General features: G+C 43.8%; 24 protein-coding genes. 20 read left to right on the top strand and 4 right to left on the bottom strand.

The genetic code is table 11. The features are described from left to right. Positions 1-47 precede the first annotated feature (47 nt). The 3 genes from AAAH86_RS04540 to AAAH86_RS04530 form a co-directional block, all read right to left on the bottom strand. Positions 48-977 (bottom strand): DUF1080 domain-containing protein, encoded by a 930-nt coding sequence (locus tag AAAH86_RS04540; RefSeq protein WP_343486313.1) that lies wholly within the window; start codon positions 975-977, stop codon positions 48-50. 76 nt (positions 978-1,053) lie between these two features. After that, the gene (locus AAAH86_RS04535; RefSeq protein WP_343486312.1) at positions 1,054-1,881 is read right to left on the bottom strand and encodes an OmpA family protein; all 828 of its coding nucleotides are present in this window, start codon (positions 1,879-1,881) and stop codon (positions 1,054-1,056) included. A 111-nt stretch (positions 1,882-1,992) separates the two neighbouring features. Continuing rightward, positions 1,993-3,081, bottom strand: coding sequence for a VWA domain-containing protein (locus tag AAAH86_RS04530; protein WP_343486311.1), 1,089 nt, complete (start codon positions 3,079-3,081; stop codon positions 1,993-1,995). Between the two features lie 212 nt (positions 3,082-3,293). On the opposite strand from AAAH86_RS04530, the gene AAAH86_RS04525 reads away from it, so the two are divergent. From AAAH86_RS04525 to AAAH86_RS04475, 11 genes are all read left to right on the top strand, one after another. Then, positions 3,294-3,755: a (2Fe-2S)-binding protein gene (locus tag AAAH86_RS04525; protein WP_343486310.1), complete on the top strand. Its 462-nt coding sequence runs from the start codon at positions 3,294-3,296 to the stop codon at positions 3,753-3,755. Positions 3,756-3,771: 16 nt separating this feature from the next. Further along, a complete protein-coding gene (locus AAAH86_RS04520; RefSeq protein ID WP_343486309.1) occupies positions 3,772-6,066 on the top strand; it encodes a molybdopterin cofactor-binding domain-containing protein in 2,295 nt (764 codons plus the stop codon). Positions 6,067-6,070: 4 nt separating this feature from the next. Further along, positions 6,071-6,325, top strand: a complete 255-nt coding sequence (locus AAAH86_RS04515; RefSeq protein ID WP_343486308.1) for a MoaD/ThiS family protein — start codon at positions 6,071-6,073, stop codon at positions 6,323-6,325. 169 nt (positions 6,326-6,494) lie between these two features. Next, a complete protein-coding gene (gene moaA, locus AAAH86_RS04510; RefSeq protein WP_343486307.1) occupies positions 6,495-7,481 on the top strand; it encodes a GTP 3',8-cyclase MoaA in 987 nt (328 codons plus the stop codon). An 85-nt stretch (positions 7,482-7,566) separates the two neighbouring features. Next, on the top strand, positions 7,567-8,199 hold the full coding sequence (locus tag AAAH86_RS04505; protein WP_343486831.1) for an NTP transferase domain-containing protein: 633 nt from the start codon (positions 7,567-7,569) through the stop codon (positions 8,197-8,199). After that, complete coding sequence (locus AAAH86_RS04500) at positions 8,196-9,272, top strand: HesA/MoeB/ThiF family protein (protein ID WP_343486306.1); 1,077 nt, start codon at positions 8,196-8,198, stop codon at positions 9,270-9,272. Before AAAH86_RS04505 ends, AAAH86_RS04500 begins: the two co-directional genes overlap by 4 nt. Beyond that, complete coding sequence (locus AAAH86_RS04495; RefSeq protein ID WP_343486305.1) at positions 9,256-10,035, top strand: sulfite exporter TauE/SafE family protein; 780 nt, start codon at positions 9,256-9,258, stop codon at positions 10,033-10,035. The genes AAAH86_RS04500 and AAAH86_RS04495 overlap by 17 nt, the downstream gene beginning before the upstream one ends. Then, on the top strand, positions 10,032-11,228 hold the full coding sequence (locus AAAH86_RS04490; RefSeq protein ID WP_343486304.1) for a molybdopterin molybdotransferase MoeA: 1,197 nt from the start codon (positions 10,032-10,034) through the stop codon (positions 11,226-11,228). Before AAAH86_RS04495 ends, AAAH86_RS04490 begins: the two co-directional genes overlap by 4 nt. Position 11,229: 1 nt before the next feature. Then, on the top strand, positions 11,230-12,237 hold the full coding sequence (locus AAAH86_RS04485; RefSeq protein ID WP_343486303.1) for an XdhC family protein: 1,008 nt from the start codon (positions 11,230-11,232) through the stop codon (positions 12,235-12,237). Then, positions 12,230-12,823 (top strand): nucleotidyltransferase family protein, encoded by a 594-nt coding sequence (locus AAAH86_RS04480; protein WP_343486302.1) that lies wholly within the window; start codon positions 12,230-12,232, stop codon positions 12,821-12,823. The genes AAAH86_RS04485 and AAAH86_RS04480 overlap by 8 nt, the downstream gene beginning before the upstream one ends. A 39-nt stretch (positions 12,824-12,862) precedes the next feature. Continuing rightward, positions 12,863-13,714, top strand: coding sequence for a dienelactone hydrolase family protein (locus AAAH86_RS04475; RefSeq protein WP_343486301.1), 852 nt, complete (start codon positions 12,863-12,865; stop codon positions 13,712-13,714). A 36-nt stretch (positions 13,715-13,750) separates the two neighbouring features. On the opposite strand, the gene AAAH86_RS04470 is transcribed toward AAAH86_RS04475, so the two are convergent. Beyond that, positions 13,751-14,386 (bottom strand): GntR family transcriptional regulator, encoded by a 636-nt coding sequence (locus AAAH86_RS04470; protein ID WP_343486300.1) that lies wholly within the window; start codon positions 14,384-14,386, stop codon positions 13,751-13,753. A 73-nt stretch (positions 14,387-14,459) separates the two neighbouring features. Between AAAH86_RS04470 and treF the strand changes: the two genes are divergently transcribed. From treF to AAAH86_RS04425, 9 genes are all read left to right on the top strand, one after another. Continuing rightward, positions 14,460-16,052 (top strand): alpha,alpha-trehalase TreF, encoded by a 1,593-nt coding sequence (gene treF, locus AAAH86_RS04465; RefSeq protein ID WP_343486299.1) that lies wholly within the window; start codon positions 14,460-14,462, stop codon positions 16,050-16,052. Further along, positions 16,021-16,578, top strand: a complete 558-nt coding sequence (locus tag AAAH86_RS04460; RefSeq protein ID WP_343486298.1) for a hypothetical protein — start codon at positions 16,021-16,023, stop codon at positions 16,576-16,578. The genes treF and AAAH86_RS04460 overlap by 32 nt, the downstream gene beginning before the upstream one ends. 2 nt (positions 16,579-16,580) lie before the next feature. Further along, positions 16,581-16,991: a DUF3052 domain-containing protein gene (locus AAAH86_RS04455; RefSeq protein WP_343486297.1), complete on the top strand. Its 411-nt coding sequence runs from the start codon at positions 16,581-16,583 to the stop codon at positions 16,989-16,991. 80 nt (positions 16,992-17,071) lie between these two features. Continuing rightward, positions 17,072-20,323 (top strand): glycosyl hydrolase, encoded by a 3,252-nt coding sequence (locus AAAH86_RS04450; RefSeq protein WP_343486296.1) that lies wholly within the window; start codon positions 17,072-17,074, stop codon positions 20,321-20,323. A 34-nt stretch (positions 20,324-20,357) separates the two neighbouring features. Further along, positions 20,358-21,047 carry a protein-L-isoaspartate(D-aspartate) O-methyltransferase gene (locus AAAH86_RS04445; RefSeq protein WP_343486295.1) on the top strand — a complete coding sequence of 230 codons (690 nt, stop codon included), beginning with the start codon at positions 20,358-20,360 and terminating at the stop codon, positions 21,045-21,047. Between the two features lie 67 nt (positions 21,048-21,114). Beyond that, positions 21,115-22,032 (top strand): EamA family transporter, encoded by a 918-nt coding sequence (locus AAAH86_RS04440; protein ID WP_343486294.1) that lies wholly within the window; start codon positions 21,115-21,117, stop codon positions 22,030-22,032. 130 nt (positions 22,033-22,162) lie between these two features. Further along, complete coding sequence (locus AAAH86_RS04435; protein WP_343486293.1) at positions 22,163-23,380, top strand: hypothetical protein; 1,218 nt, start codon at positions 22,163-22,165, stop codon at positions 23,378-23,380. Between the two features lie 124 nt (positions 23,381-23,504). After that, positions 23,505-23,624, top strand: coding sequence for an EamA family transporter (locus AAAH86_RS04430; RefSeq protein ID WP_343486292.1), 120 nt, complete (start codon positions 23,505-23,507; stop codon positions 23,622-23,624). Positions 23,625-23,775: 151 nt separating this feature from the next. Further along, positions 23,776-24,555 (top strand): hypothetical protein, encoded by a 780-nt coding sequence (locus tag AAAH86_RS04425; protein ID WP_343486291.1) that lies wholly within the window; start codon positions 23,776-23,778, stop codon positions 24,553-24,555. The last annotated feature ends 140 nt before the right edge of the window (positions 24,556-24,695 follow it).

The raw sequence follows: 24,695 nt of genomic DNA, 5'->3' as shown, positions 1-24,695 counted from the left end.
TAGTCTTTGTATATAGAACAACAGTTATGCCAAAAACCCTACTTTGTTCAATTCTTTATGGGGGTCACCACAAGTTTCTTGAACTCGATGGGGCCATGGTCACCTTGGATCATAATGGGGCCGGGTTCCCCTTCTTTGCTGTTCAATGCACCGCCCGTAATACCTGGAATGGTTTGGTCATTGATGACCGTTTTGCCATTGGCTATAATAGTAACCCGATTTCCTACCAAAGTGATGCCGTACGTTTGCCATTCTCCGGCAGATTTAGCGGTATTCTCATTGGGTTCTAGAAAGCCATAAATGCCGCTGAAATAGATGTCTGAGGGTTCAAGGTCTTTGTTGTCGGCGATTTGTACCTCGTACCGCCCACGCAGATATATTCCGCTATTGCTGCCTTCTGGGTAACGGAATTCGGCTTCCAGCTTAAAATCGGTAAATTTTTGGTTGCTGATCAGGTTGGCTCCTGCCTTTTTATTGGTCAATATGCCGTCAATGACCTCCCAATTGTCGTTTTCCCTATCAAAATACCAATTATCAAGGTTCTTGCCGTTGAACAGTTCAATCGGTTTTGCCCAAGTGGGGTTTTCATTATAAGGCAGGTTAGGTGCTCGAACGCCTGTCCAGTTTGAAACACTACCATCCGTATATATTATGGTGCCTTCCAAAGTATCATTCTCCAATGTTCCATGAAAAACCATGTCACTTCCTTCAGGCTCCCATTGTCTGGGGATGGTAAAAGTGAAGCTATTTCCGAAAGTTTCGATTTCAGAAACTGGTCTTGCGCTGCCGAAAGCAAAGACAAATCTGCCCACTAGGGTGTTGTGCCCTGAATGCCTGACCTCAAGCCATGAAGGTTGTGTTTTTCTCTGAAACTGCACCTCAAGGTCCCAACGGCCTTCCAACGGATGCTGTTTTTGTGCGTGTACAGCTGTGATTACAATTACCAGAAGAAGGGTCAGGGGTGTACGGATATTCATTATCAGATTTTTTTGAATTTGAAAGATAAAAAAAGGGAGGCAAAAACCTCCCTTTTAATTGATTTAGCTTTAAATTCTAGCTTTCGGAATCCAAAAGGGCGAAAAACTTATCCAAATCTGGAATGATCACGATGCGTGTTCTTCTGTTTTTTGCCATGCTTTCTTTATCGGTGTTCTCTACCAACGGTTGGTACTGGCTACGACCAGCGGCAATCAATTGTGTTGGATTGACATTGAACTCTTCTTGTAGCTTTCGCACTACCGAAGTTGCTCTTTTTACACTTAGGTCCCAATTGTCTTTGACAACCGCAGTGTTGATGGTTCTTGGGTCGGTATGGCCCTCGACCATGACTTCCATACTGGGTTCAGAATTGATGACCTCAGCCAGTTTGCCCAATACCTTATCGGCCTTTTCATTGATCCTGTAGCTGCCGCTCTTGAACAATAGGTTATCAGAGATGTTGATCATCACGACCGTTTTATCCACAAAGACATCGATATCACCATCAGCATCTTCTTCTGACAATGAATTTTTCAAGTTGTGCGAGATTGCCAAATTGACTTTGTCTTCCATGGTCTTGGCCTCGGCAACTTTAGCAGGATCGACCTTCGCCAATGTGGCATCAAGTTTCGCCCTGGTGTCATTGCTCATGACGGTACCGTCTTCTATGGTATATTGGCTGTCATTGATTTCTTTAAGGGATTCGATTTTTGCATTGTACTCTGCGGCACGGGCCTCAATTTTGTCCAATTTTGATTGAAGTTCTTCTTTTTCAACCTGAGTCTTGGTCAACTGGCTTTGGGTGTTCGCCAAATTCTCTTCAAGGGCCACATACTTTTTCTTTGAAACGCAGGCAGTCAGCAATAAAACGGCAGCTGCGCTGGAAAGAATCATTTTTTTCATTATAAATTTTTTAGTGTTCATAAAATGTTACGCCCTTATGTACGCATCAAAAGCAGCAATGGATTACGAAAGCCGTAATCCATTGCCATTTTAACTAATATTTTGATGGTATCACTCGCAGCCTCCAGTAAATCCGGCGGCATTGAACTTGGTCTGTACCGCTCCTTGCAGGGAACCATCGGTCAGTTGAATGACCAAATTGCTTTCGCCACTGCCATCGCGTTTGGGGGTACAGTACTCGAAAAGATAAAAGCTGTTGGCCTGTTCAGAAACACGCTGCGATATCTCATTGAAGGTTGCTTCAAGTTCTTCTTTGTTGTTGGCGAAGACACTTGCTGTCTTACCTATTTCGGTCAATACATCCACATCAATCTCTGCTCCAAGTCCGATACTGAAAAATGAAATGTTATTGTTGGCATTGTCCACAGCACGCAATGCGTTTTCTTCAGTAAATCGTGACGCTTGGTCAGTACCGTCGGTGAAGATAACTACTGAAGCTGCACCAATAACCGAGTTTTGGCTGTTATCACGAATCAATCCTTCAGCAATGTCGGTGGATTTGATCACCGCTCCATATAAATCTGTGGACGGATCGTTGCTAATGTCAGAAGTGATACCGTCAATGGCCGTTGTCAATTCTGTTCTTGAGGATGTCAGCTCATTCAGCAAATGCAACTCATTCTCACCATCAAACCAATAAATGGCCATTTTGAACGATTCCGTTTCTGAGGTAGGCATGACGTTTTCGACAAAACTGGTCGAAGCTGCCTTTAGTTCTTCCAGACTACCTTCGAGTACGGAATTGCTCAAATCTAGCACCAATAGGGTATTGTTATTGAATATCTGGGAATTTGGCGAAATACGTGCCAATGATTCAGACAACGAAATCGTGTTGAAACATTCGTCATTTCTACCCTGTTCATAAATGGTGAACTGATCAGCGGTCAAGCCAGAAATCGGGTTTCCTTGGGTATCGGAAACCTTAAATAGGATAGAGACCTTACCTGGCAGCGTGGTGAACTGTTCCTGTATTGACAATAGCAGCTCATTATCTTCAAAACCCAAACAATCATCGGGTTCTTCTCCCTTGCCCAATTCTCTTTGATTGAGGTCGAAATTGACATCATCATCAGCATTTCCGCAAGAAACAAATAGAATAAAAAGAGATAGTATTGGAAGTATTTTCAAAAAGCTTTTCATTTTCATCAGTTTTTCTGTTCTGCAACTTGAACGCAAAAACCAAGCCGATAGTATGCTGCACCAAAATTTTATAGTTTCATAATGCAATGCCAAAGCAAATCATAAACATTAAAGCTTTGTTAAATGAAGTCCTTACTTGTTAAAAAAAGGAGGCCAGAAAAATTTATTGGTAACTTGAACGAACAATCCAATGTCGAATCAATCTAAAGACTATGCCAACGTATCAAATCAAGATCAACGGTGAGAACACTTCCGTTGATGTTTCAGAAGACACGCCCGTATTATGGGTGCTTCGCGACCATTTAGACCTTGTGGGCACCAAATATGGTTGCGGAATCGGCCAATGTGGTGCCTGTACCATTCATGTAGACGGTACTGCCATGCGCAGTTGTTCACTTACCATGGGCCAAGTTGAAGGTAAATCCGTAACTACCATTGAAGGCCTCTCCGAATTTGGGGAACATCCTGTTCAGCAAGCTTGGAAAGAAATGGACGTGCCCCAATGCGGCTACTGCCAAGCTGGACAAATCATGACCGCCAGTGCTTTTTTAGAGAACAATCCAAATCCCACCGAGGAAGATATCAAGAATGCCATGCACGGCAACATCTGTCGCTGCGGCACGTACAACAGAATTTATAAGGCCGTTGAAAAAGCCGCCAGCAAAATGGGCTAACCTAAAAACAGCGAAAATGAAATCAAATAACAACATAGCATTTAGTAGAAGGGCCTTTATGCGCACCACAGGCTTGGCCGGTGGGGGCATGCTCATTGGTTTTAACCTCTTTCAGGCCTGTAAGCCCAAAACAACATTAAAAGCTCCAGTCGATTTATCACAATTGGATTATCGGGATTTCAATGCCTTTATCAAGATTGCCGAGAATGGGGTGGTGACGATCTTTTCACCCAATCCAGAAATAGGGCAGGGAGTCAAGACCTCTATGCCGATGATCATTGCTGAAGAATTGGACGTGGCTTGGAAAAACGTACACGTGGTACAGGGAAAACTGGACCAAGAAAATTACGACCGCCAAGTGGCAGGTGGTAGCCAATCCATCCGCCATGGTTGGGATGCACTCCGGCAGACCGGGGCCACTGCCAAGCAAATGTTGGTCAATGCGGCTGCCGCACGTTGGGGCATCGACGCTGCCGAATGTTCGGTCAGTGAAGGGGTGATCACCAGTCCTACAGGAGAAACGCTGGGTTATGGGGAAATAGTCAATGAAGCTGCCGTTTTGGAAAAAGAGCGAATGGAAAAAGGAGCAGCCTTAGTAGCATCGCTGTCAGAAGGCGAGGAGGCACCTGAAGATACGATTGAATTGAAAGACCCCAAAGACTATAAAATCATTGGCAAGGAAATCCCCAATGTAGACATCGATGAAATCATCACTGGCAAGCCTTTATTCGGATTGGATTACAAACCAGAAGGCATGGTCTATGCCGCTGTGGTACGACCTCCCGCTTTTGGGCAACAGTTGAAATCCTTTGATGCTTCAAAAGCGAAAGCAATGCCAGGTGTTATTGATGTGGTGACCATCGGCGAAAAAGCCAGAAAATTGATTGAAGCACAACCCAATGTCGGCGGCATTCTGTCATCGAGCGATAAAGTGGTCGTGATTGCAGAGACTACTTGGCAAGCTTTTAAGGCCAAAGAGGCCATTGAGGCTGAATGGGAAGATGACGAAAGAATGGAAAGTACGGCAGATCATGACACTGAATTGAACAAATTATTGGATGGCAAGGAATTTAATACCATGCGCGAGGATGGCAATGTAGTAAAAGCCTTTGCCGAGGCCGATCAGATTTTGGAGCGTACCTACGAAGCACCTTTTCTGCCGCACAATTGCATGGAACCCATGAATTTCTATGCAGACATCACGGACAGTAAGGTGCACTTGGTAGGGCCAATTCAAACTCCGGCTTGGAAGGCTGGAGCGGTCGCTGCCATGCTCGATAGAAAACCTGAAGAGATTGAATTGGAAATGACACGACAGGGCGGGGGTTTTGGTCGTCGCCTGTATGGGGATTTTGTGCTGGAAGCTGCCGAAATTTCCGATAAGATTAGAAAACCGGTCAAAGTAGTGTACACCCGTGAAGACGATATGAACGATGGCATCTACCGCATGGCTTTGAAATATCGTATCAAAGCAGGTGTCAAAGACGGCAAGGTCACCGCGTATCACTTAAAGGAAGCTGCGGTAAATTCGAACATGTACGGTTTGATTCCGAATTTCTTTCCCGCAGGAGCCATTGAAAATTATAAAGTCGATACGGCAGCCTATAGCAGCAATATCACCACTGGGGCCTGGCGGGCACCGTACACTAATTTCTTGGCGTATGCCGAACAGAGTTTCTTTGACGAATTGGCCGAGTTGATGGAGGTGGACAAAGTGCAGATGCGAATCGATTTGTTGAAAAAAGTGGATCCCAGTGCTGACGAGCGTATTCAATATTCCCCGGAACGTATGATTGAGGTCATTGAAACTGTGGTCGAAAAATCGGGTTGGGGCACCAAACCCAACAATGTATACCAAGGTTTTGTGAACTACTACTGCCACAACTCCCACGTTGCCGAGGTCGCTGATGTAGAAATTGAAAATGGAGAACCTGTCGTAAAGAAAATCACCTGTGTCGTAGACTGTGGTATTGTTGTCAATCCGTTGGGAGCTACGAATCAGGCTGAGGGTGGTGTGATTGACGGAATGGGCCACAGCATGTACGGTGACTACGGATTTGAAAATGGAAAGCCGTTGGCTACTAATTTTGACAAATACCGTTTGATTCGGATGAAAGAAGCACCAAAGGTAGAGGTGCATTTCATCAAGAATGAATTATCACCAACAGGTCTCGGTGAGCCGACCTTACCACCTGCAGGTGGTGCCATAGCCAATGCGTTTAAGGCAGCGACCGGCAATCGCCTCTACCAACAACCGTTCACTAAAAATCCTGATTTATTGAAACCAAAGAAACAGGAAATCATAGGTTAAAAACATGAATATATTATTGTTCGGGGTTACCAAAGACATTATTGGTAGCCCTTCGCTTTCTATACCGGCATCAACTTTTACGGGCAAAAAGCCTCCTAAAACCGTGGGTGAACTGCGTAACTTTCTAAGAAATGCGTATCCAGACCTAAAAAAATTGTCTTCCTTGGCCATCGCCGTGAACAACAACTATGCTGATGATGAAAAGAAAATCAATTCTTTTGACGAAATTGCATTGATTCCGCCAGTAAGCGGAGGATAAATTAAAATGCGAAGTACGAAATCTTAACGAGTTATGAACGCAGGGTCAAGAGTTATGAATAAATGACGGCAAGATGCGTATAGCGAAAAGCGAAACTGTCAAAATGAACAGTGGTACTGGAATAAATAAAATTTTGCGCTTGAACTTGATTCTTGAATTTGAATTTTAAATGCTGATAGACAACCACAACAGAAATATCAATTACCTGCGACTGGCCGTCACCGACCGGTGCAACCTGCGGTGCAATTACTGCATGCCCGCCGAAGGCATCAACTTTGCCAAAAAAGATGAATTGTTGACCACCAATGAATTAAAAACAGTGGCAAAACTTTTGGTTGATATGGGCATCGATAAAATCCGTTTGACTGGAGGAGAACCTTTTGTACGAAAGGATTTGATGGAATTGTTGCACTTTCTTTCGGGCTTAGAGGGATTGAATGACATTTCAGTGACCACCAATGCCACGCTGATTGGCCCCCATATTGTCCAACTGAAAAAAATGGGTGTTAAAAACATCAACGTAAGTCTGGATGCCATCAATAAAGACACCTTTGAGCACATCACCCGTCGCAACAATTATGATATCGTACGCGAGAATCTTTACCGATTGATTGACGGGGGTTTCAACGTGCGTATCAATTTTATTGTGTTGGATGGTCAAAATGAACAAGATATCATTCGGATGTTGGAGGAAATGAAAGATTTTCCCGTGGGAGTGCGTTTTCTCGAAGAAATGCCCTTCAATGGCGGAAGCAAAGCTTTTGGCAGCATCAAATGGGATCATAAGGCCATTCTGAATCATATTGTTTCCCACTATCCGAATTACAAAAAATTGGAATCCCCAAAAACATCCACTTCGGTCAATTATCAGATTGAGGGACACAGAAGTACGTTTGGTATCATTCCATCCTTCAGCAGAACCTTTTGCGGAAGCTGTAACCGATTACGGGTGACGGCCAAAGGTGACGTGATTACCTGTCTCTATGGAAAACCAAAGGCCAACATACGAGATTTGGTACGAGGGGAAAACTCCATCGAAAGAATTAGGCTTGCTATCGAAAATGCAGTGGGTACTCGGGCCAAAACGGGTTTTGAAGCCCAACGTGAACATGAAGCCTCAGTTTTTGAAGCAAGCATGACCTCAATCGGGGGATGATGTTCAAAGCATGAAATGCGAAGTTAGAAGTACGAAATGCTAAATTAGAGATAGATAAAGCGCATAGCAATATTAGAAATACAAAATTCCTTTAACCATTAACCCAATAGTAGAAAACATAGAAACCGGAAACCACATACCAAAACTAAACGGACTCATTCTCGCCGGAGGCAAAAGCACCCGCATGGGCAGGGACAAAAGCGTGTTGGAATATCACGGGAAACCGCAACGCAAAGTTTTGTTTGACCTATTGCACCAGTACTGCAATGAGACCTTTTATAGCATTCGTGAAGAGCAGCAAGAAGAATTTGCAAAACAGTCCGTGATTGTTGACCAGAATGAGTATCGAGGTCCATTCAATGGTATCTTGAGTGCCCATGAGAAATTTCCTGATGTGGCTTGGTTGGTCTTGGCCTGTGATCTTCCCCTTTTGGATGCAAAAAGCATCTCACAATTGATTGCAGAACGGGATTACCGTAAATCAGCCACAGCTTTTGCCACTAAAAAGACAAAACTGCCAGAACCTTTGGTAGCAATTTGGGAACCAAATGCACTGGATGAGGCCAAAGCGTACTTGAAAACCGCTGAAAGTTCATGTCCTAGAAAATTCTTGATCAATTCAGATGTCAAGTTGGTACACCCAAAAACTGACGAAGTGCTCTACAATGCCAATTCTTTGGAAGAATTTAAGGTAGCGCAATCAATTTTGAACCCATGAGCCAAAAGCAACGCTACATACGACAAACGGGGTTGACAAGATTTGGCCCAGAGGGTCAGAAGAAACTGGAAAACGGTAGTGTTTTAATTGTCGGTTTGGGCGGTTTGGGCATTCCCGCTGCGCAATATTTGAACAGCATGGGTGTGGGCACTTTGGGTCTTGTTGAGCAAGACGCTGTTGAATTGCACAACCTGCAACGGCAAGTGCTGTATGATGAAAAAGATGTTGGTAGGCCAAAATTGGAGGCCGCACTGGAGAAACTGCGTCAACAAAATACAGAAACCAACTTCAAGACTTTCGATACTTTTTTGACCAAAGACAATGCGCTGAACATTATCAAAGGTTTCGACCTGGTCGTTGATGCCACAGATAATTTTGCTACTCGCTATTTGATCAACGATGCCTGTGTGATTTTAAAAAAACCTTTCGTATACGGTGCGCTGCATGGGTTTGAGGGCCAAGTGGCGGTTTTTAACCAACAAGATGGGCCGACCTATCGTTGTTTGTTTCCAAATCCACCTGATAGCGATGAAATTCCCAACTGTGATGAAAATGGGGTGTTGGGGGTTCTGCCCGGTATCGTAGGAACGCTACAGGCCTTAGAGGCTGTCAAAGTCTTGACAGGAGTGGGCGAGGTGCTTTCTGGAAAACTGTTGTTGTACGATGGACTCATCCAATCCACCCAAAAAATCAACCTCAAAGCCATTCCCGAAAACAAGAATACCACCAAATTAAACACGTCATACGATGTCTCTGAATGTACTACGATTCATTCTGTTACCGCTGATGAGTTCATTTTTCACCACGGCAAGGGGGAACTACAGCTCATTGACGTCCGTACCGAAAGAGAATTTAAGAACCACCATCTTGATGGTGCGAACAACATTCCTCTACGTGAATTGGAATCCAGTCTTGAACGTATCAACTTCAATATGCCGGTGTACCTGATTTGCCAATCGGGCCAACGAAGCAAAATCGCTTTTGAAAAGTTGAGAAAACACCACCCAGAAGCAATTTTGTTTAATGTCTCAGGAGGCATGGCCAATCTTTCACTGCATGTTGGCACCGACTGAATTGCTAATTCTTACAGGAGCTTTCTTTATCATCGCCCTGCTCTATTCTAGTGTGGGGTTTGGGGGCGGTTCCAGCTACTTGGCCATTCTGACCTTGGCCCTGACCAGTTTTTTTCTCATCAGAAGCTCGGCGTTGCTATGCAACTTGGTCGTGGTCTCCAGCAGTTGTTTTCTATACTATAGAAAAGGGCATTTACCGTTCAAAAAGTTTTTACCTTTTATCATAACAAGTGTCCCGCTTGCATTTTTGGGTGCTACCTTTCGACTACAGGAAAGTGTGTTCTTTATCATCTTGGGGGCTTCATTGATTATTTCTGCCATTGCCTTGGTCGTACAGACAGTTCAATTAAAATCAGAGTATCAGCCCAAGGCATATCCAAAGTACATTCCATATTTTTTGGGTGGTGTCATCGGATTGCTCTCTGGCTTGGTCGGAATCGGTGGCGGAATTTTCTTGGCGCCCTTATTGAACCATTTAAAGTGGGAAAAACCGATTGTCATTGCATCACTGGCCAGCTTTTTTATTTTGGTAAACTCCGTTTCTGGTATTTTTGGGCTTTTGAACGCAGCGACCTTTGAATTGCCATTACCAGAAATTTTATATTTGGTAGGGGCCGTTTTTGTTGGCGGTCAGATAGGGGTACGCATAAGTTTGGGCAAATTCTCGGAAAAGACCATTCGCTTGGTGACCGCATTTTTGGTGTTTGTTGTGGGATGCCGTGTTTTGTTCAATAATGGACTACAAATACAATTTTTACCATGATTTCATTTGAAGAAGCCTATAAAATTGTACTTGATTCCTATATGGAATTTGGCACTGAAACTGTATCGCTTTCGGATAGCCATCACAGAATTTTGGCTGAGGCTATTTATGCGGACAGAGACTTTCCACCCTTTGACCGAGTCACCAAAGACGGCATTGCCATCAACTTTGCGGACTATCAAAATGGCGTCAGGGCTTTTGAGATTCAGGAAGTGGCGGCGGCCGGGGAGGCCCAAAAAGAATTGAAAGGTTCAAAATCATGCATCGAAGTGATGACCGGTGCCATCGTGCCAAAGGGTACTGATACTGTAATCATGTACGAACATGTAACCATAAAAGATAGTACGGCGCACCTACAAAAAGAAATCGCAAAAGGGCAAAACATTCATTATCAAGGCTCCGATGAACCAAAAGGAAACCTTTTGCTCAAAAAGGGTACGAGAATCACTGCCGCTGAGATTGGCGTACTGGCTTCCGTTGGAAAAGCTACTGTTTCCGTGAAAAAGATGCCAAAGGTCGCCATCATTTCCACCGGGGACGAGTTGGTGGATGTTGAAAAAACTCCGAAACTACATCAAATCCGTAAGTCAAATGCTCTTTCCATAGCAGCTGCACTAAAAGTTGAGGGTATAGAATCTAAAAAATTACATTTCAATGACTTAGAAGAAGAATTGATGGTTGGCTTGCAGCGTGCTTTGGAGGATTTTGATGTTTTGCTGTTGAGCGGTGGCGTTTCAAAGGGGAAGTTTGATTTTCTACCACAGGTGTTGGAAGATTTGGGGGTCACCAAGCTTTTCCATCGGGTGAAACAACGACCCGGAAAACCTTTTTGGTTTGGCAAACATATTGGTATGGACTGTACCATTTTTGCTTTCCCTGGCAATCCCGGTTCTACCTTTGCGAATTATCATGTCTATTTTTTGCCTTGGCTTTTAAAATCATTGGGAATTCCTGTTGACAATCATCATGTCATTTTGAATGAACTCTTTGAGAACAAAACCGGGCTTACAAGGTTTATACGTGCATCGTCACACTTGGTTGATGCACAGATAAAGGCTAACTTAGTAATGGGCAATGGTTCAGGTGATTTGACAAGTTTGAGCCAGTCCAACGGATTTATCTTGTTGGAACCGGAGCGCGCGTATGAAGTAGGGGAGTTGGTACCGTTTTTCCCCACGAAAAGATTGGTATAAGATGACGCATGAACTAAAAAAAATCATAAGGGCCTACGAGAAAGCCGCCGCATTGGGTGTCAAAAGTGTCTTGGCGACCGTGGTCGCTTTGGATGGGTCGTCATACCGAAGACCCGGGGTTCGCATGTTATTGTTGGAAAACGGTACCATGGTCGGGGCAGTGAGCGGGGGCTGTGTTGAAAAAGAAGTTTTTCGACAGGCGGAAAGTGTTTTCAAGTCCGGTATCCCAAAAATGATGACCTATGATGGAAGGTATCGCTTGGGCTGCGAGGGAATTCTCTACGTTCTTTTGGAACCCATGGATGTATCCACTGAGGCATTAAAAGCGTTCCACCAAGTCTTGAAGGCTCGCGAAACCTTCAATATCGAGAGTTTTTATCAAAAGGGACATGCTGAAAACAAGAAGTTTGGCTCTCAATATATCATTGGAGATTCCATTTTTCCCTTCCGGAGCGATACAAAACTGGATTCAAATCTGGATGCCTTCAAGCAAAAGATGAATCCCTGTTTTCGATTGGTGATTATCGGAGCCGAGCATGATGCCGTACAATTGTGCTCTTTTGCTGCAATGACGGGATGGGAGGTTACCATGGTGGTGCATCCGAAAGAAGAGAAGACCATTGAAGACTTTCCTGGAGCGACAACCTTGATAGCGGATGAGGGCGAAACCATGAATTTGGTCTTCGATGATACGACCGCTTTGATGCTCATGACCCATAGCTATGTGAAAGATTTAAAATATTTGATAGCCTTAAAAGAAGAAAAACCTAGCTATTTCGGACTTTTGGGCCCAGCCAGAAGACGCGAAAAATTGTTTGATGAACTGTTGGAGGTGGATTCTGACATCAATCCCAATTTTTTAGAGCAGATCAATGGTCCGGCTGGATTGGATATCGGTGCTGAAACGCCACAAGAGATTGCACTGGCCATCCTCTCAGAAATCATTGCGGTTGTCAATGAGAAAGAAGTCAATTCTTTAAAGGAAAAACAAGGAAAGATTCATGCCTAAAGTAGCTGCTTTAATCTTGGCCGCTGGCGCCTCTTCACGTATGGGTCAGCCCAAGCAATTATTGCCTTGGAAGCATACCACACTTTTGGGGCATGCCCTTGGAAATGCCAAAGCTGTTGCTGATGAGATTGTAGTGGTATTGGGTGCAAATGCCGATAAAGTCAAGAATAGTTTGTCCAAAGAATTTGAAATCATTGAAAACGAGCGGTGGAAAAACGGTATGGGCAGCTCCATTGCCGCTGGCGTCACTTATTTGGCTACGAAGTCGAAAATTGATAGTATTTTGATTATGACATCCGATCAACCATTGATTGACAAAGGCCATTTGACACAACTGCTCAATACATACCGGGCGCATGAGGATTTTATTTGTGCTACGGCATATAATGATAAGAGTGGAGTGCCCGCAATTTTTCCAAAATCTTTTTTTGGGGATTTAAAAAATTTGGATGAGGACTTTGGTGCCAGACAATTGATTGCCCAAAATATGAATCGGGTAGTGACCGTAGCCGCCAAGGGAAAAACAAATGATATTGATTACATGAAAGATTATGAAAACCTTTACAATACACATGGATTACAATAGAACAGTTTAAAATTACCTCAATAACTAAATACCACAATCATGAAAACACTAAAATTAATGGTATCACTTGCCATCATTGGAGCAATTACGTTCTCATGCAAAGAAAACAAGAAAGAAAGCGATGCTGTTGAGGAGGGAGCGATGGACCAAACAGAAGCTAAGGTCGATATTGTGGGCAAAGAGTTGACCTACGCCACAGACACGACCCAAATGAAGGGGTATATCGTTTTTGACGATGCACTTGCTGAAAAGCGCCCCGGGGTACTGGTCGTTCATGAGTGGTGGGGCCACAACGACTATTCGAGAAAGCGTGCCGAAATGTTGGCCGAATTGGGGTATACAGCATTGGCGGTTGATATGTACGGAGATGGCAAACAAGCGGACCATCCGGACGATGCCGGAAAATTTGCAGGGATGGTTATGTCAAACATGCCAGCAGCCAAAGCACGGTTTATGGCAGCCATGGGGCAGCTCAAAAATCATCCATCGGTTGATTCAACAAAGATTGCCGCCATCGGGTACTGCTTCGGTGGCAGCGTGGTATTGACCATGGCCAATGCGGGCATGGATTTGGATGCCGTGGCCGCTTTTCACAGCGGAGTGGCATTGCCCGTTATGCCTAATGAGGATTTAAAGGCAAAAGTACTGGTCTGCAATGGTGCCGATGACCCATTTATTTCCGAAGAATCTGTTGAAACGTTCAAAAAGAAAATGGATAGTATCGGTGCGGATTATAAATACATCGCCTATGAAGGGGCAAAGCATTCATTTACCAGCAAAGAAGCCGATGCCAATGGGGAAAAATTCAACCTTCCGTTGGCATACAATGAAAAAGCCAATCAGGCTTCTTGGGAAGAGTTGAAAAGTTTGTTGAATGAGGCTTTTGAATAAGTAAGGTATTTTATTGGGTAGCGCAGCGGGCAATGCTCAGTTTTTTGAGCTCAATCTTTTTTCCAAATATTGCAAGACAATCATCCAATTCATCTTGAGAATGAGAGCTGCAGTAGGGGTGTTGTCTTCTTCGAGTGCCTGTACAATGGCATCTTTTTGATTGTCAACATTGTCATAGACAGCCGCATCTTTAATGAATGCCTGTTCATAAAACAAAACCCGGTGCTTCAATTTTTTGAATATCTCAACGAGAATGCGATTATCGCAGGGGTCAATCAATAAATCATGAAATTTGTACCTAGCCTTCAGTCGAGCACTATGGGTATGGCACTGCTGTAAGTCCATCAGGCTTTCTTTCAATCGGTGTATCGCCTTTTCAGTGTATGTTGAATCTTCAATGGCCATGACCTCAAGCTGGGATGTGGTATTGTACAAATCCCTTGCTTCTTTAAGGTTGAGTTCGGCGACTACAAAACCACGATTGGGTACTGCCTTTATGATTTGTGATTCCTCGAGTTGACTCAGTGCTTCTCGAATGGGTGTCACACTTACTCCGATTTTTCGGGAAACAGCGGCAAGATTGATGGTTTTGCCTACTGTAAGCCTCCCTTTTTGCATTTCCAGAAGCAAAAAATCCTTTACTTTATCCCTTAATATGGTATGCTTGGGCATGTTAATCGTATACGATATAATATACGCAAGGTATTGAATAATTGCTGTATATTGACATTTAAAATCGACTACCGTGAGACAAAATCTATTTTTTTTAATACTGCTGATACTACTTTCATTTGGTTGTAAAGACACCAATGAAATAACAAAAGTCGAATCCCTTTACGAGACTGAATTATTCAAAGATGTACAAATGACGGCCGTCTTTGAAGATTCAAAAACATTTGTTGATCTGGTACCAAAAATGCCTCCTTCAGAACTGGAAGCTAAATATTTGGAAGAGCGCCAACAGCCAGATTTTAATTTGGAAGATTTTGTGGCAGAGAATTTTGAGGACAGGTCAATGAAATCGTTGGAATTCAAGACCGACACGACCAAAACCATGTATGAGCATATTGATACCATGTGGAACAAGTTGACTCGTGGCCCAGATAGTCTGATACCAAATTCAAGCCGATTGCCATTACCAAAAAGCTACGTAGTACCCGGTGGCAGGTTTCAAGAAATCTATTATTGGGACAGTTATTTCACCATCGAAGGCCTTTTGGCTGCCGAAGAGTGGGATTTGGCCAAAAGCATGACCGATAACTTCGCACATTTGATTGACAACTACGGTTTCATACCAAACGGAACCCGTGACTACTTTCTAACCCGCTCGCAACCCCCATTTTTTAGTCTGATGGTAAGTGCCTTGGCAAAGAAAGAAAAGAATTTACTGGCCCAATACTTTCCGCAACTATCAAAAGAGTATAACTTTTTTATGGCACATGACAGTATTGAACAGCCTTTCAATGGTAGCCAACATGTCGTGAAAATGCCAAGCAGCGGATTTTTAAACCGTTATTGGGACAGTGGCAGCACTCCAAGGCCAGAAGCCTACAAAGAAGACCATCACCTTGCCCAAGATATGGGTACTGAAGCAGAAAAAGAACAATTGTACAGAGATTTAAGGTCTGCAGCTGAAAGTGGTTGGGATTTCAGCTCGCGTTGGTTCTTAAAAGATGATTTTTCCAGTACGGGAACAACGGCAATACTACCCGTAGACCTGAATTGCCTGCTTTATCATCTTGAACAGCAACTGGCGGTAGGGGCGCAGTTGCAGGGTGATGAAAAATTGGCCGATTCTTACAAAAAGCTTGCCGCTGACCGTCGTGAACTCATCAATGAATATATGTGGAACGATGAAATCGGTTTTTACATGGATTACAATTTCAAAGAGCGACAGCAAACGCCCCATTTGACCCTTGGTGGGGTATTTCCCTTATTTTTTGAAATTGCGCCCCCTGAACAGGCCAAAAAAGTAAAGGAAACATTGATGCAGAAATTTCTAAAAGATGGTGGCTTGGTCACCACCCTCAAACATACGGGTCAACAATGGGATGCACCCAACGGCTGGGCACCCTTACAGTGGATTGCTGTCAATGGGCTTTTGAATTACGGCTTTGCCGATGAGGCAAAAGAAATCATGCAACGATGGTTGGCCCTCAACGAGAAGACCTTTAAGAATACGGGCAAGATGATGGAAAAGTACAATGTTGAAGATTTGAGCCTACTTTCCGGTGGTGGTGAATATGAGACCCAAGATGGTTTTGGGTGGACCAATGGTGTAGCACTGGGTTTTAAAACAATGTTGGATGAAATTGAGACTGCCCAAAAGAAACCGTAATTTCTGGAACTCTGATAAGTTGTTCGGCCTCACGGCCATGCTCATCAGCTTGGTGACCCTTATCATTTTTGTGCGCCAGACCAACATCATGGACAAACAAAGCCGACTTTCGGCCATGCCCTACTTGATGATTGAAACCTCTGACAATGGGTATGAGCACGAATTTACATTTGAGTTGGTCAATTATGGCGTTGGTCCTGCAATTATTGAAGGTAAAACCATATTCCATAACGGTAAATCTTTCGAGATGGAGTTTGACGATTTTTTAAAGTCAAACTTTGATGGCATGGATACTATAAATATCATCAGTTATGCAACAATACAGCCCGGGCTAGCCATACCAGCAGGTGGGTCAAGGACAATATTGAAAATTGGCGGCTCACAAGACGATTATATGACATTTAAAGATTTTTTCAGCACTACCCAAGAAAAGAATCCGATTAACTTCGAGATCCGTTATCGTTCAATCTATAATGATAGGTGGCAAATTTCAGCTAGCAATGAAATACCACAAGAAATAAAATAGTCATGCCAGCAGGATATTCAAAAACCCCGCTTGCCAAAAAACTGGGCATCAAGCCTGGTTTCTGCATCCATCTGATAAATCAGCCTGAGCACTACTGGAGGCTTTTTGACCTTTTGCCGTCTGATATTGAGGTAGTGGAAAATCCAAGACCAGAATCCGTAGATTTTGTCCATCTTTTCTGTAAGCACCTGAACGGGTTAAAAGAAGCTGCCCCAACATGCAAAACATTTTTAAAAAAGAATGGCACCTTTTGGGTAAGTTGGCCGAAGGGAAGCTCAAAAATACCAACGGATTTAAAGCGTGAACCCATCAGGGAGTATATGATTGACTTAGGATTGGTCGATACCAAAGTCGCGGCTATTGATGAAGACTGGAGCGGCCTTAAATTTATGTATCGCTTGAAAGACCGCTGATTTCCTTTTTGCCTGCCTGTTCTTTTTCAAAATATAGTTTTTGGTTATCTTCAATACTTCTTAAACCAAAACTATCTACAATGAAAAAACGCTTCGCCTATTTGACCCTATTTCTATCGTTATTGATTTCTTTCTCTTTGACAAGTCAAGACAAGGAAAAGGAAATTTTTTCGGGTCTAAAGTTCAGAAACTTGGGGCCAGCCTTGACTTCAGGTAGAATTGCAGATATCGCCATCCATCCCGAGAATGAAAATGTTTGGTATGTGGCGGTAGGTTCAGGGGGCGTATGGAAAACCGAAAATTCTGGCACTACTTTCAAACCCATATTTGACGGTGAAAAAAGTTATTCCATTGGCTGTGTTACCATTGACCCTAACAATCCGGCTACAGTTTGGGTCGGGACTGGAGAGAACGTAGGTGGTCGCCATGTTGGTTTTGGCGATGGTATTTATGCCAGTCATGATGAAGGAAAAAGTTGGAAGAACATGGGGCTTGACAAATCTGAGCACATCTCTAAAATCATTGTCCATCCAGAAGATTCCAACAAAATATTCGTTGCCGTACAGGGGCCGTTATGGAGTAGTGGGGGTGAACGTGGTTTTTACCGTTCTGAGAATGGCGGTAAAACATGGCAGAAAACATTGGGTGATGAAAAATGGACGGGTGTAACAGATTTGGTCATAAGTCCTGACAATCCAGATATTCTCTATGCCGCCACATGGGATAGGCACCGTACTGTTGCCGCATACATGGGTGGCGGCCCAGGTTCTGGCCTACATAAAAGTACCGATGGTGGAAAAACATGGACAAAATTGACACAGGGCATTCCAAAATCCAACTTGGGAAAGATAGGATTGGCCCTATCACCGTTCAACAGCGAAACCATTTACGCGGCCATTGAATTGGACCGTAAAAAGGGCGGCGTGTTCATCTCGAAAAATGGCGGGGCATCTTGGTCAAAACAGTCCGATGCCGTTTCAGGCGGTACCGGTCCACATTACTATCAAGAACTGTATGCCTCTCCACATCAAGAGGGCCGTTTGTATTTGATGAGCAACACTGTTCAAGTTTCCGATGACCACGGAAAGAGTTTTGAGTTCATGAATGAAAAGAACAAGCACGTTGACAGCCATGCCATGGCTTTCAAGAAAGATGACCCAAACTATGTGCTTTTCGGTACGGATGGCGGATTGTATGAATCCTACGATTTGACCAAGACATGGCGCTATTTTGCGAATCTTCCCATAACCCAATATTACAAAGTGGCCGTTGATGACTCGGCTCCATTCTATAACATTTATGGTGGCACACAAGACAATGGCTCCCATGGCGGGCCCTCCCGAACTACTAGTTCGGCCGGAATCCTCAATCATGATTGGTGGATTACCCTGGGGGCAGACGGGCACCAATCTGCCGTGGAACCCGGTAATCCTGATATCACTTATGGCGAATTTCAACAGGGATGGCTCTGGAGGATTGACCAGACCACGGGCGAAACAGTGTTCATTCAACCACAACCCGCCGAGGGTGATCCCCACGAACGCTTCAATTGGGATGCCCCGATTTTGGTGAGCCCACACAAGCCCACTCGGCTCTATTTTGCATCCTACCGGGTATGGAAATCTGAGGATAGGGGTGATTCGTGGACGGTCATTTCCGAAGACCTCACCAGAAACGAAGAGCGATTGACACTTCCCATCATGGGAAAGCAACAAAGCTGGGACAATCCATGGGACGTCGGGGCCATGAGTGTTTACAACACCATAACTTCCTTGGCAGAATCACCGAAACAAGAGGGATTGATCTATGCGGGCACCGACGACGGTATCTTACAGGTTACTGAAGATGGTGGTGCCACATGGCGCAAAGTCATGCTTGGCACTATCAAAGGAGTGCCCAATAGGGCTTTTGTAAACGATGTCAGGGCAGACCTATTCGATGCCAATACGGTGTATTTGGTTTTGGACAATCACAAAGAAGGTGATTACAAGCCTTATTTGTTGAAGAGCACTGATAAGGGCCGCACTTGGTCATTCATCAATGGAAACTTGCCCAATCAATTGCTGACATGGCGTATTGTACAGGACCACGAACAGAAAAACCTGCTTTTCGCAGCTACCGAATACGGAATTTATTTTACCAAGGATGGCGGCACGAATTGGAAGCAGTTAAAAGGCGGTCTACCAACAATATCTTTTAGGGACATTACCATTCAACGAAGGGAAAATGATATTGTGGGCGCCTCTTTTGGGCGTGGGTTTTATGTTTTGGATGACCTGACCCCCATACGGGAATTTGACGAAACCAAAAAAGGGGAAGTACAGCTATTTAACACTAGACCGGCGTATTGGTATGTACCAAAAGACGGTGTTTATGGCCAAGGCGACAACACCTATGCCGCCAAAAATCCACCTTTTGGGGCGGTATTTACCTATTACCTCCCCGAAAAGTTAGAATCGCTCAAAGACAAGCGTACCAAAAAAGAGAAAGAACTCACAAAACAGGAAGCCAATATTCCCTTCCCCGGATGGGAAGCCTTTGAAAACGAAAAACAGCAAGAAGGCCCAAGTGTTGTATTGATGGTAAAAGATGCCCAAGGCAATCTGGTAAATACAGTGAAAGGCACCAATGAAAAAGGGATGAACCGTGTAGCATGGGATTTGACCCATGCCGAAAGAAGCGGCGTTCCGCTAAAAAAGCCAGAGCCGAGTGACGAAGACGGTTTTTTTGGTTCATCCAATATGGCCACGCCTGGTACCTATTCCGTAAGTCTACACCAAAATGTTGATGGAACCCTCACCCAATTGGCAGGCCCGATGGATTTTCAAGTAGAGAAATTGCGTGATGGTGCCCTGCCTGCCAAGCCAACTTCAGAAATTGATGCCTTTAGAAATGATTTTCAGGAGTTTCAGCAAAACCTGATGGCCGTCAACACCACGCTTGACAAGAGCCTGAAATTAGTCGATGCCATGAAACGGGCTTACGGCCAGGCAAAAAAGCCATCGGCCCAACTCTATGAAAACATACATGAAGCCAAAAGCAAGCTTTTGGAAATGAAAACCACTATGCGTGGCAATGCCGCTAAGAATGAAATAGGGGAGCGCAATCCACCAACTCCAGGTAACGGGTCTTTTATTGGCTTCGTGGCCTTGACCAATACGTATGGCCCGACAGAGAACCATAAAAAGGCATTTGGACGTGCCGAAAAGCAATTGAACGATGTCAAGTCTGATTTGCGTACCATGGTCGAGACCACCTTACCGGGATTGGAAACCGCTCTCAAAGAAGCTGACGCTCCTTGGATTGAAGGCCAAGGACTGCCAAAAGATTAAATAGTCGACAAAAATCTGTTTAAAACAGCTCCGAATGCGTTGGGGTTTGGGCGTATTGTTCTCACTAACGACATGGTTAAATGGTCAAGCACAAATTGACTATCATGCCCTTAGGCTTGCCATGGTCGAAAACCAATTGATGGAGCGCGATATTTATGACAGGGCTACCCTTCGGGCCATATCTAAGGTGCCCAGACATCTTTTTGTGCCCAAAGAACAACAAGTCTATGCCTACAGCGATAGCCCTTTGCCCATCGGCGAAAAGCAGACTATTTCGCAACCGTATATGGTCGCCTATATGACTCAGGCCATAAAACCAAAAAGCACAAAAAAAGTTCTTGAAATCGGTACGGGCTCAGGGTATCAAGCTGCTGTGCTCGCAGAAATCGTCGATTCGGTCTATACCATTGAGATCATTCCTGAATTGGGAAAAAGGGCCAAAAAATTATTGGATGATATGGAGTATGGTAATGTAGTGACCAAGATAGGTGATGGATACCATGGCTGGGAAGAACATGCGCCTTTTGATGCCATAGTGGTTACTGCTGGCGCCGAAGAGATACCCAAACCTTTGATTGAGCAATTGAAAGATGGTGGCCGCATGATTATTCCCGTGGGTCCCCATCATGGGATTCGAGATTTAATACTCTTAACAAAAAACCGAGGAAAAATCAAAACAAAAAACATGATGTCAGTAAGATTTGTTCCCTTTACACGACAATGAAATTATTTCTTCTTTTCAGACCCAAGTCTTGTCGAAAAGAATGATATTGCCACTTCATTGAAGCTGAATGAAAGCACAAAAGAACACACTTTTGATCCTTTTGGCATTTTTCTCAATTTATGTCATTTGGGGCTCCACCTATCTGTTGAACAAAATTGCCGTGACCGACCTGCCGCCTTTTTTCTTGGCGGGTGTCCGTTTTACCACTGCCGGTCTTTTGATATTCTTGATTGCAAAACTCATGGGCCGGTCGTTGGCAATTACAAAGAGGCAATTTTTGAATACTGTTTTTGTAGGCTTTCTTTTTTTGAGCTTTGGCAATGGGGTAGTGGTGTGGGCATTGAAATTTGTGGACAGTAATTTTGCCGCCTTGGAGATATCTGCCCAGCCCTTGGTCATATTGTTGATGATGTTCTTTTTGCAGGGAAAGAAAATCAAGCCCATGTCTATCATCGGCATCATTTTGGGCATGTTGGGCATCTACCTTTTGGTCAGCCAGAAAGAATTGCTACAATCAGAACATTCCTTTGTGGGAGTCCTTATGATTTTCGCGGCCATGCTGGCGTGGGCCTACGGCAGTCTTTTTGTCGGCAAGGCAGACTTTCCGAAAAACTATTTTGTCAATACGGGATATCAAATGTTAACAGGTGGAATTTTACTGGGGATCATGAGCCTAGCTTTTGGCGAATCGTGGTCTTCACCGCTGGGTTGGAGCACGCAGGTACAATGGGTTATGGTATTGTTGGTCATTCTTGGAAGCATTGTGGCATTTACCTCCTTCAATTATCTTTTAAAGTTTGTATCTCCAGAAAAGGTATCCACCAATACCTACGTCAATCCTATTGTCGCCATGTTTTTGGGTTGGTATTTTTTGGATGAAAAAATCACGTTGCAATCCATAGTTGCAGCCATTATTTTATTGACCGGGGTCTATTTTATTAACAGTAACAAGAAAAGCTTTAGACCAACTCGCTTTAATCGCTGATGCTTTCCTGAATTCCTTTCACACAAGGAACAATACTTTTCATACTTGATACACAGTCATTTACACACATTGATATAAGATTTTTCTTATTTACGAGTAGCTTTAGTTATTTGAAAACTAAATCGTCGTCATGAAATACACCATTACAGCAGTTCCTAATTTCGGAGGATTTGGATCGAACGCCAATGCGATTAACGAAGAGGGTACAGTTGTCGGAGACGCTTCTGGGGGCACTTACGTTCATGCGGCCCGTTTAAAGAACAATAATTTGAAAGACCTTACCCTGAATCAAGGAACCAGCACGAGTGAAGCCTACGATATTAATAACATCGGTAAGGAACAGATTGTGGGTGAGTTTAAGGCTGGCAATACCACCCATGCTTTTTTATGGCAAGAAGAGGTACTTATTGATTTAAATGAAGAATTGGGCTCAACCTGGAGCATTGCCATGGGAATAAATGATTCTGGACTTATTGTGGGGACTCGTGGTGGGAGCAGTGCAGAAGCTTACTTATATAACAGTAACACGCAGCAAGTCATAAATCCCTTTCCCAATGCTTACATTGCATTCGGACACGCGGTAAATGCCAATGGCCACATGGTAGGACGTGCCTATGACCTACCACAAGGATTTGTATACGATGGCAGCCCTAATTTTCTCCCTACTTTGGGAGGAAATGCAACAGATCCTACCGATATCAATGATATTGGCCTCATCGTGGGCGCTTCGATGACTGCTGACGGAGACTGGCACGCTTTTGTTCATGACTCAAACGGAATACATGATATTAATGACCCAACAGCGATTTATAGTAAAGCCTGGGGAATTAACAATAACAACGTGATTGTCGGTAAGGTAACTTATCAGAGTGGAATTGAGGCATTCATTCGTGAGCCTGGTAAGAATATGGAAATACTCCGGTCAAAGATTACCAATATTGCGGGATGGACGGAACTTTGGCGAGCTTATGACATTAATGATGAGGGGCAGATTTGCGGAACGGGAGTCTTCAATGGAGAACGACACGGTTTTGTGCTGACACCAGTAAAAACAGATATTAGAGACAAAATTGAAATGGATTTACCAACCTTGGTGGCTGAGATTCTCTTTGGCGTGGGCACCGGAGGTGGAGGGGTCATCGTGGTTGGCGGCAAAATTATTCCCATCGATCCTCCCAGGCCCTATAAAGAATTGATACGCCTGAATCAGAGAGCTTTGGGTGACCTAATGGTGCAAGGCCTGATGTCGCATAACGCAAAACGTCTAGATATCGAAACTTTAATTCGAGAGGTGTACAATCAAAGCGTGGAGAACCACAAAGCTTTCTTCAAGGGCAAGTTGAAATAAGGCTTAAAGAGATTACATACCTTCACCTGTATGAAAACTGGCCACCGCCTATAAATCACAGCATTGAGGTACGGCAAGCTAAGGTATTCTTTATTGTTTATAGCGTTTACTTCATTCAAATTGCTTGCTAAAATTTATATCTCCAGAAAAGGTATCCACCAATACCTATGCCAATCCTATTGTCGCCATGTTTCTGGGCTGGTATTTTTTGGATGAACGAATCACGTTGCAATCCATTTATTGACCGGGGTCTATTTTATCAATTCCAGAAAAAAATTGCCCCTTCCCTCCAGATTCATAAAATAAAGGGCATTTCAACGATTTATCGGTTTTGACGGCACTAAATCTTCCAATTAAGCGTTGCCATTGCATAACCTTAAAATCTTTAAATACCCATGAAAAAGATAATGAACAACGTATTCAAATATGCATTTTTGTTTGGAGCGGCACTTTTTATCGTTTCTTGTTCTGATGACGCCGAGGATAACGGAATGATCGAAACTGAGCTTTCGCAGGCCGAGGTAAATACATTATTGGAAACTGAAGACATTGCCTCATCTGTTGATACGGCATTGGCCGAACTGTTCAATGATAACGGCAGTACTGCGAAGACTGCCAAAAATGATTGTTATTCCGCCGAGTATACCGACACCGGTTTTACGGCCACTTTCAACAATTGTGTTCTGAACGGTACTGACAATATCAACGGAACTTTGGTCGTCACCTATGGTGCAAACGAAAACACCGCCGAGTTCACGGCAACCTACACTGACTTTTTTGTGGGTGATATCAAAATAAACGGTACCAGAACGTTTGTCATCACAAGCAGCAATGAAGAAAGTGTTGCCTTTACGGTAAACAGCACGATTTCTGTTGAATTTGCAGATGGAAGCACCATTTCTGAAAATGGTACAAAAACCTTTGCCATAGTTTTTGAAGAAGGGCAAGACACTCTTTGGAACCTTTCAGGAAGTTGGACGATACAGAAAGATGGCAATACCTATTCGGTATCCGGTGACATCTCTAAGCAGTTCACCTGTGCATACTGGTCATCTGGCAGCATGACAGTGAACAAAAACGGATTGGAGGTCGATGTTGATTTCGGCGACGGTACTTGTGATGACAAAGCGACACTTACCTATCCGAATGGAGCTTCCGAAGAAATCGATTTATAACATTCCCCAATAACCTACATTAAGAATGGCCCCTTTTTTTGGGGCTTTTTTTATGGGCTGTTCGCGAATGAAATACATTTCAAATTTTAAGAAAAGTTAAAATAATTGTGTATTGGGCCATGGTTGCATAAATTATATGG

Origin of the sequence: Allomuricauda sp. d1 (genome assembly GCF_039592695.1) — a bacterium.
Classification (GTDB): domain Bacteria; phylum Bacteroidota; class Bacteroidia; order Flavobacteriales; family Flavobacteriaceae; genus Flagellimonas_A.
The sequence above is the reverse complement of the archived record's forward strand: the minus strand, read 5'-3'. Positions and strand labels throughout refer to the sequence as shown.

What these genes read in the sequence shown, in the direction of transcription:
- AAAH86_RS04540 (WP_343486313.1), bottom strand. Translation starts at nt 977, where the DNA reads ATGAATATCCGTACACCCCTGACCCTTCTTCTGGTAATTGTAATCACA.
- AAAH86_RS04535 (WP_343486312.1), bottom strand. Translation starts at nt 1,881, where the DNA reads ATGAAAAAAATGATTCTTTCCAGCGCAGCTGCCGTTTTATTGCTGACT.
- AAAH86_RS04530 (WP_343486311.1), bottom strand. Translation starts at nt 3,081, where the DNA reads ATGAAAAGCTTTTTGAAAATACTTCCAATACTATCTCTTTTTATTCTA.
- AAAH86_RS04525 (WP_343486310.1), top strand. Translation starts at nt 3,294, where the DNA reads ATGCCAACGTATCAAATCAAGATCAACGGTGAGAACACTTCCGTTGAT.
- AAAH86_RS04520 (WP_343486309.1), top strand. Translation starts at nt 3,772, where the DNA reads ATGAAATCAAATAACAACATAGCATTTAGTAGAAGGGCCTTTATGCGC.
- AAAH86_RS04515 (WP_343486308.1), top strand. Translation starts at nt 6,071, where the DNA reads ATGAATATATTATTGTTCGGGGTTACCAAAGACATTATTGGTAGCCCT.
- moaA (WP_343486307.1), top strand. Translation starts at nt 6,495, where the DNA reads ATGCTGATAGACAACCACAACAGAAATATCAATTACCTGCGACTGGCC.
- AAAH86_RS04500 (WP_343486306.1), top strand. Translation starts at nt 8,196, where the DNA reads ATGAGCCAAAAGCAACGCTACATACGACAAACGGGGTTGACAAGATTT.
- AAAH86_RS04495 (WP_343486305.1), top strand. Translation starts at nt 9,256, where the DNA reads ATGTTGGCACCGACTGAATTGCTAATTCTTACAGGAGCTTTCTTTATC.
- AAAH86_RS04490 (WP_343486304.1), top strand. Translation starts at nt 10,032, where the DNA reads ATGATTTCATTTGAAGAAGCCTATAAAATTGTACTTGATTCCTATATG.
- AAAH86_RS04485 (WP_343486303.1), top strand. Translation starts at nt 11,230, where the DNA reads ATGACGCATGAACTAAAAAAAATCATAAGGGCCTACGAGAAAGCCGCC.
- AAAH86_RS04480 (WP_343486302.1), top strand. Translation starts at nt 12,230, where the DNA reads ATGCCTAAAGTAGCTGCTTTAATCTTGGCCGCTGGCGCCTCTTCACGT.
- AAAH86_RS04475 (WP_343486301.1), top strand. Translation starts at nt 12,863, where the DNA reads ATGAAAACACTAAAATTAATGGTATCACTTGCCATCATTGGAGCAATT.
- AAAH86_RS04470 (WP_343486300.1), bottom strand. Translation starts at nt 14,386, where the DNA reads ATGCCCAAGCATACCATATTAAGGGATAAAGTAAAGGATTTTTTGCTT.
- AAAH86_RS04460 (WP_343486298.1), top strand. Translation starts at nt 16,021, where the DNA reads ATGAAATTGAGACTGCCCAAAAGAAACCGTAATTTCTGGAACTCTGAT.
- AAAH86_RS04455 (WP_343486297.1), top strand. Translation starts at nt 16,581, where the DNA reads ATGCCAGCAGGATATTCAAAAACCCCGCTTGCCAAAAAACTGGGCATC.
- AAAH86_RS04450 (WP_343486296.1), top strand. Translation starts at nt 17,072, where the DNA reads ATGAAAAAACGCTTCGCCTATTTGACCCTATTTCTATCGTTATTGATT.
- AAAH86_RS04445 (WP_343486295.1), top strand. Translation starts at nt 20,358, where the DNA reads ATGCGTTGGGGTTTGGGCGTATTGTTCTCACTAACGACATGGTTAAAT.
- AAAH86_RS04440 (WP_343486294.1), top strand. Translation starts at nt 21,115, where the DNA reads ATGAAAGCACAAAAGAACACACTTTTGATCCTTTTGGCATTTTTCTCA.
- AAAH86_RS04435 (WP_343486293.1), top strand. Translation starts at nt 22,163, where the DNA reads ATGAAATACACCATTACAGCAGTTCCTAATTTCGGAGGATTTGGATCG.
- AAAH86_RS04425 (WP_343486291.1), top strand. Translation starts at nt 23,776, where the DNA reads ATGAAAAAGATAATGAACAACGTATTCAAATATGCATTTTTGTTTGGA.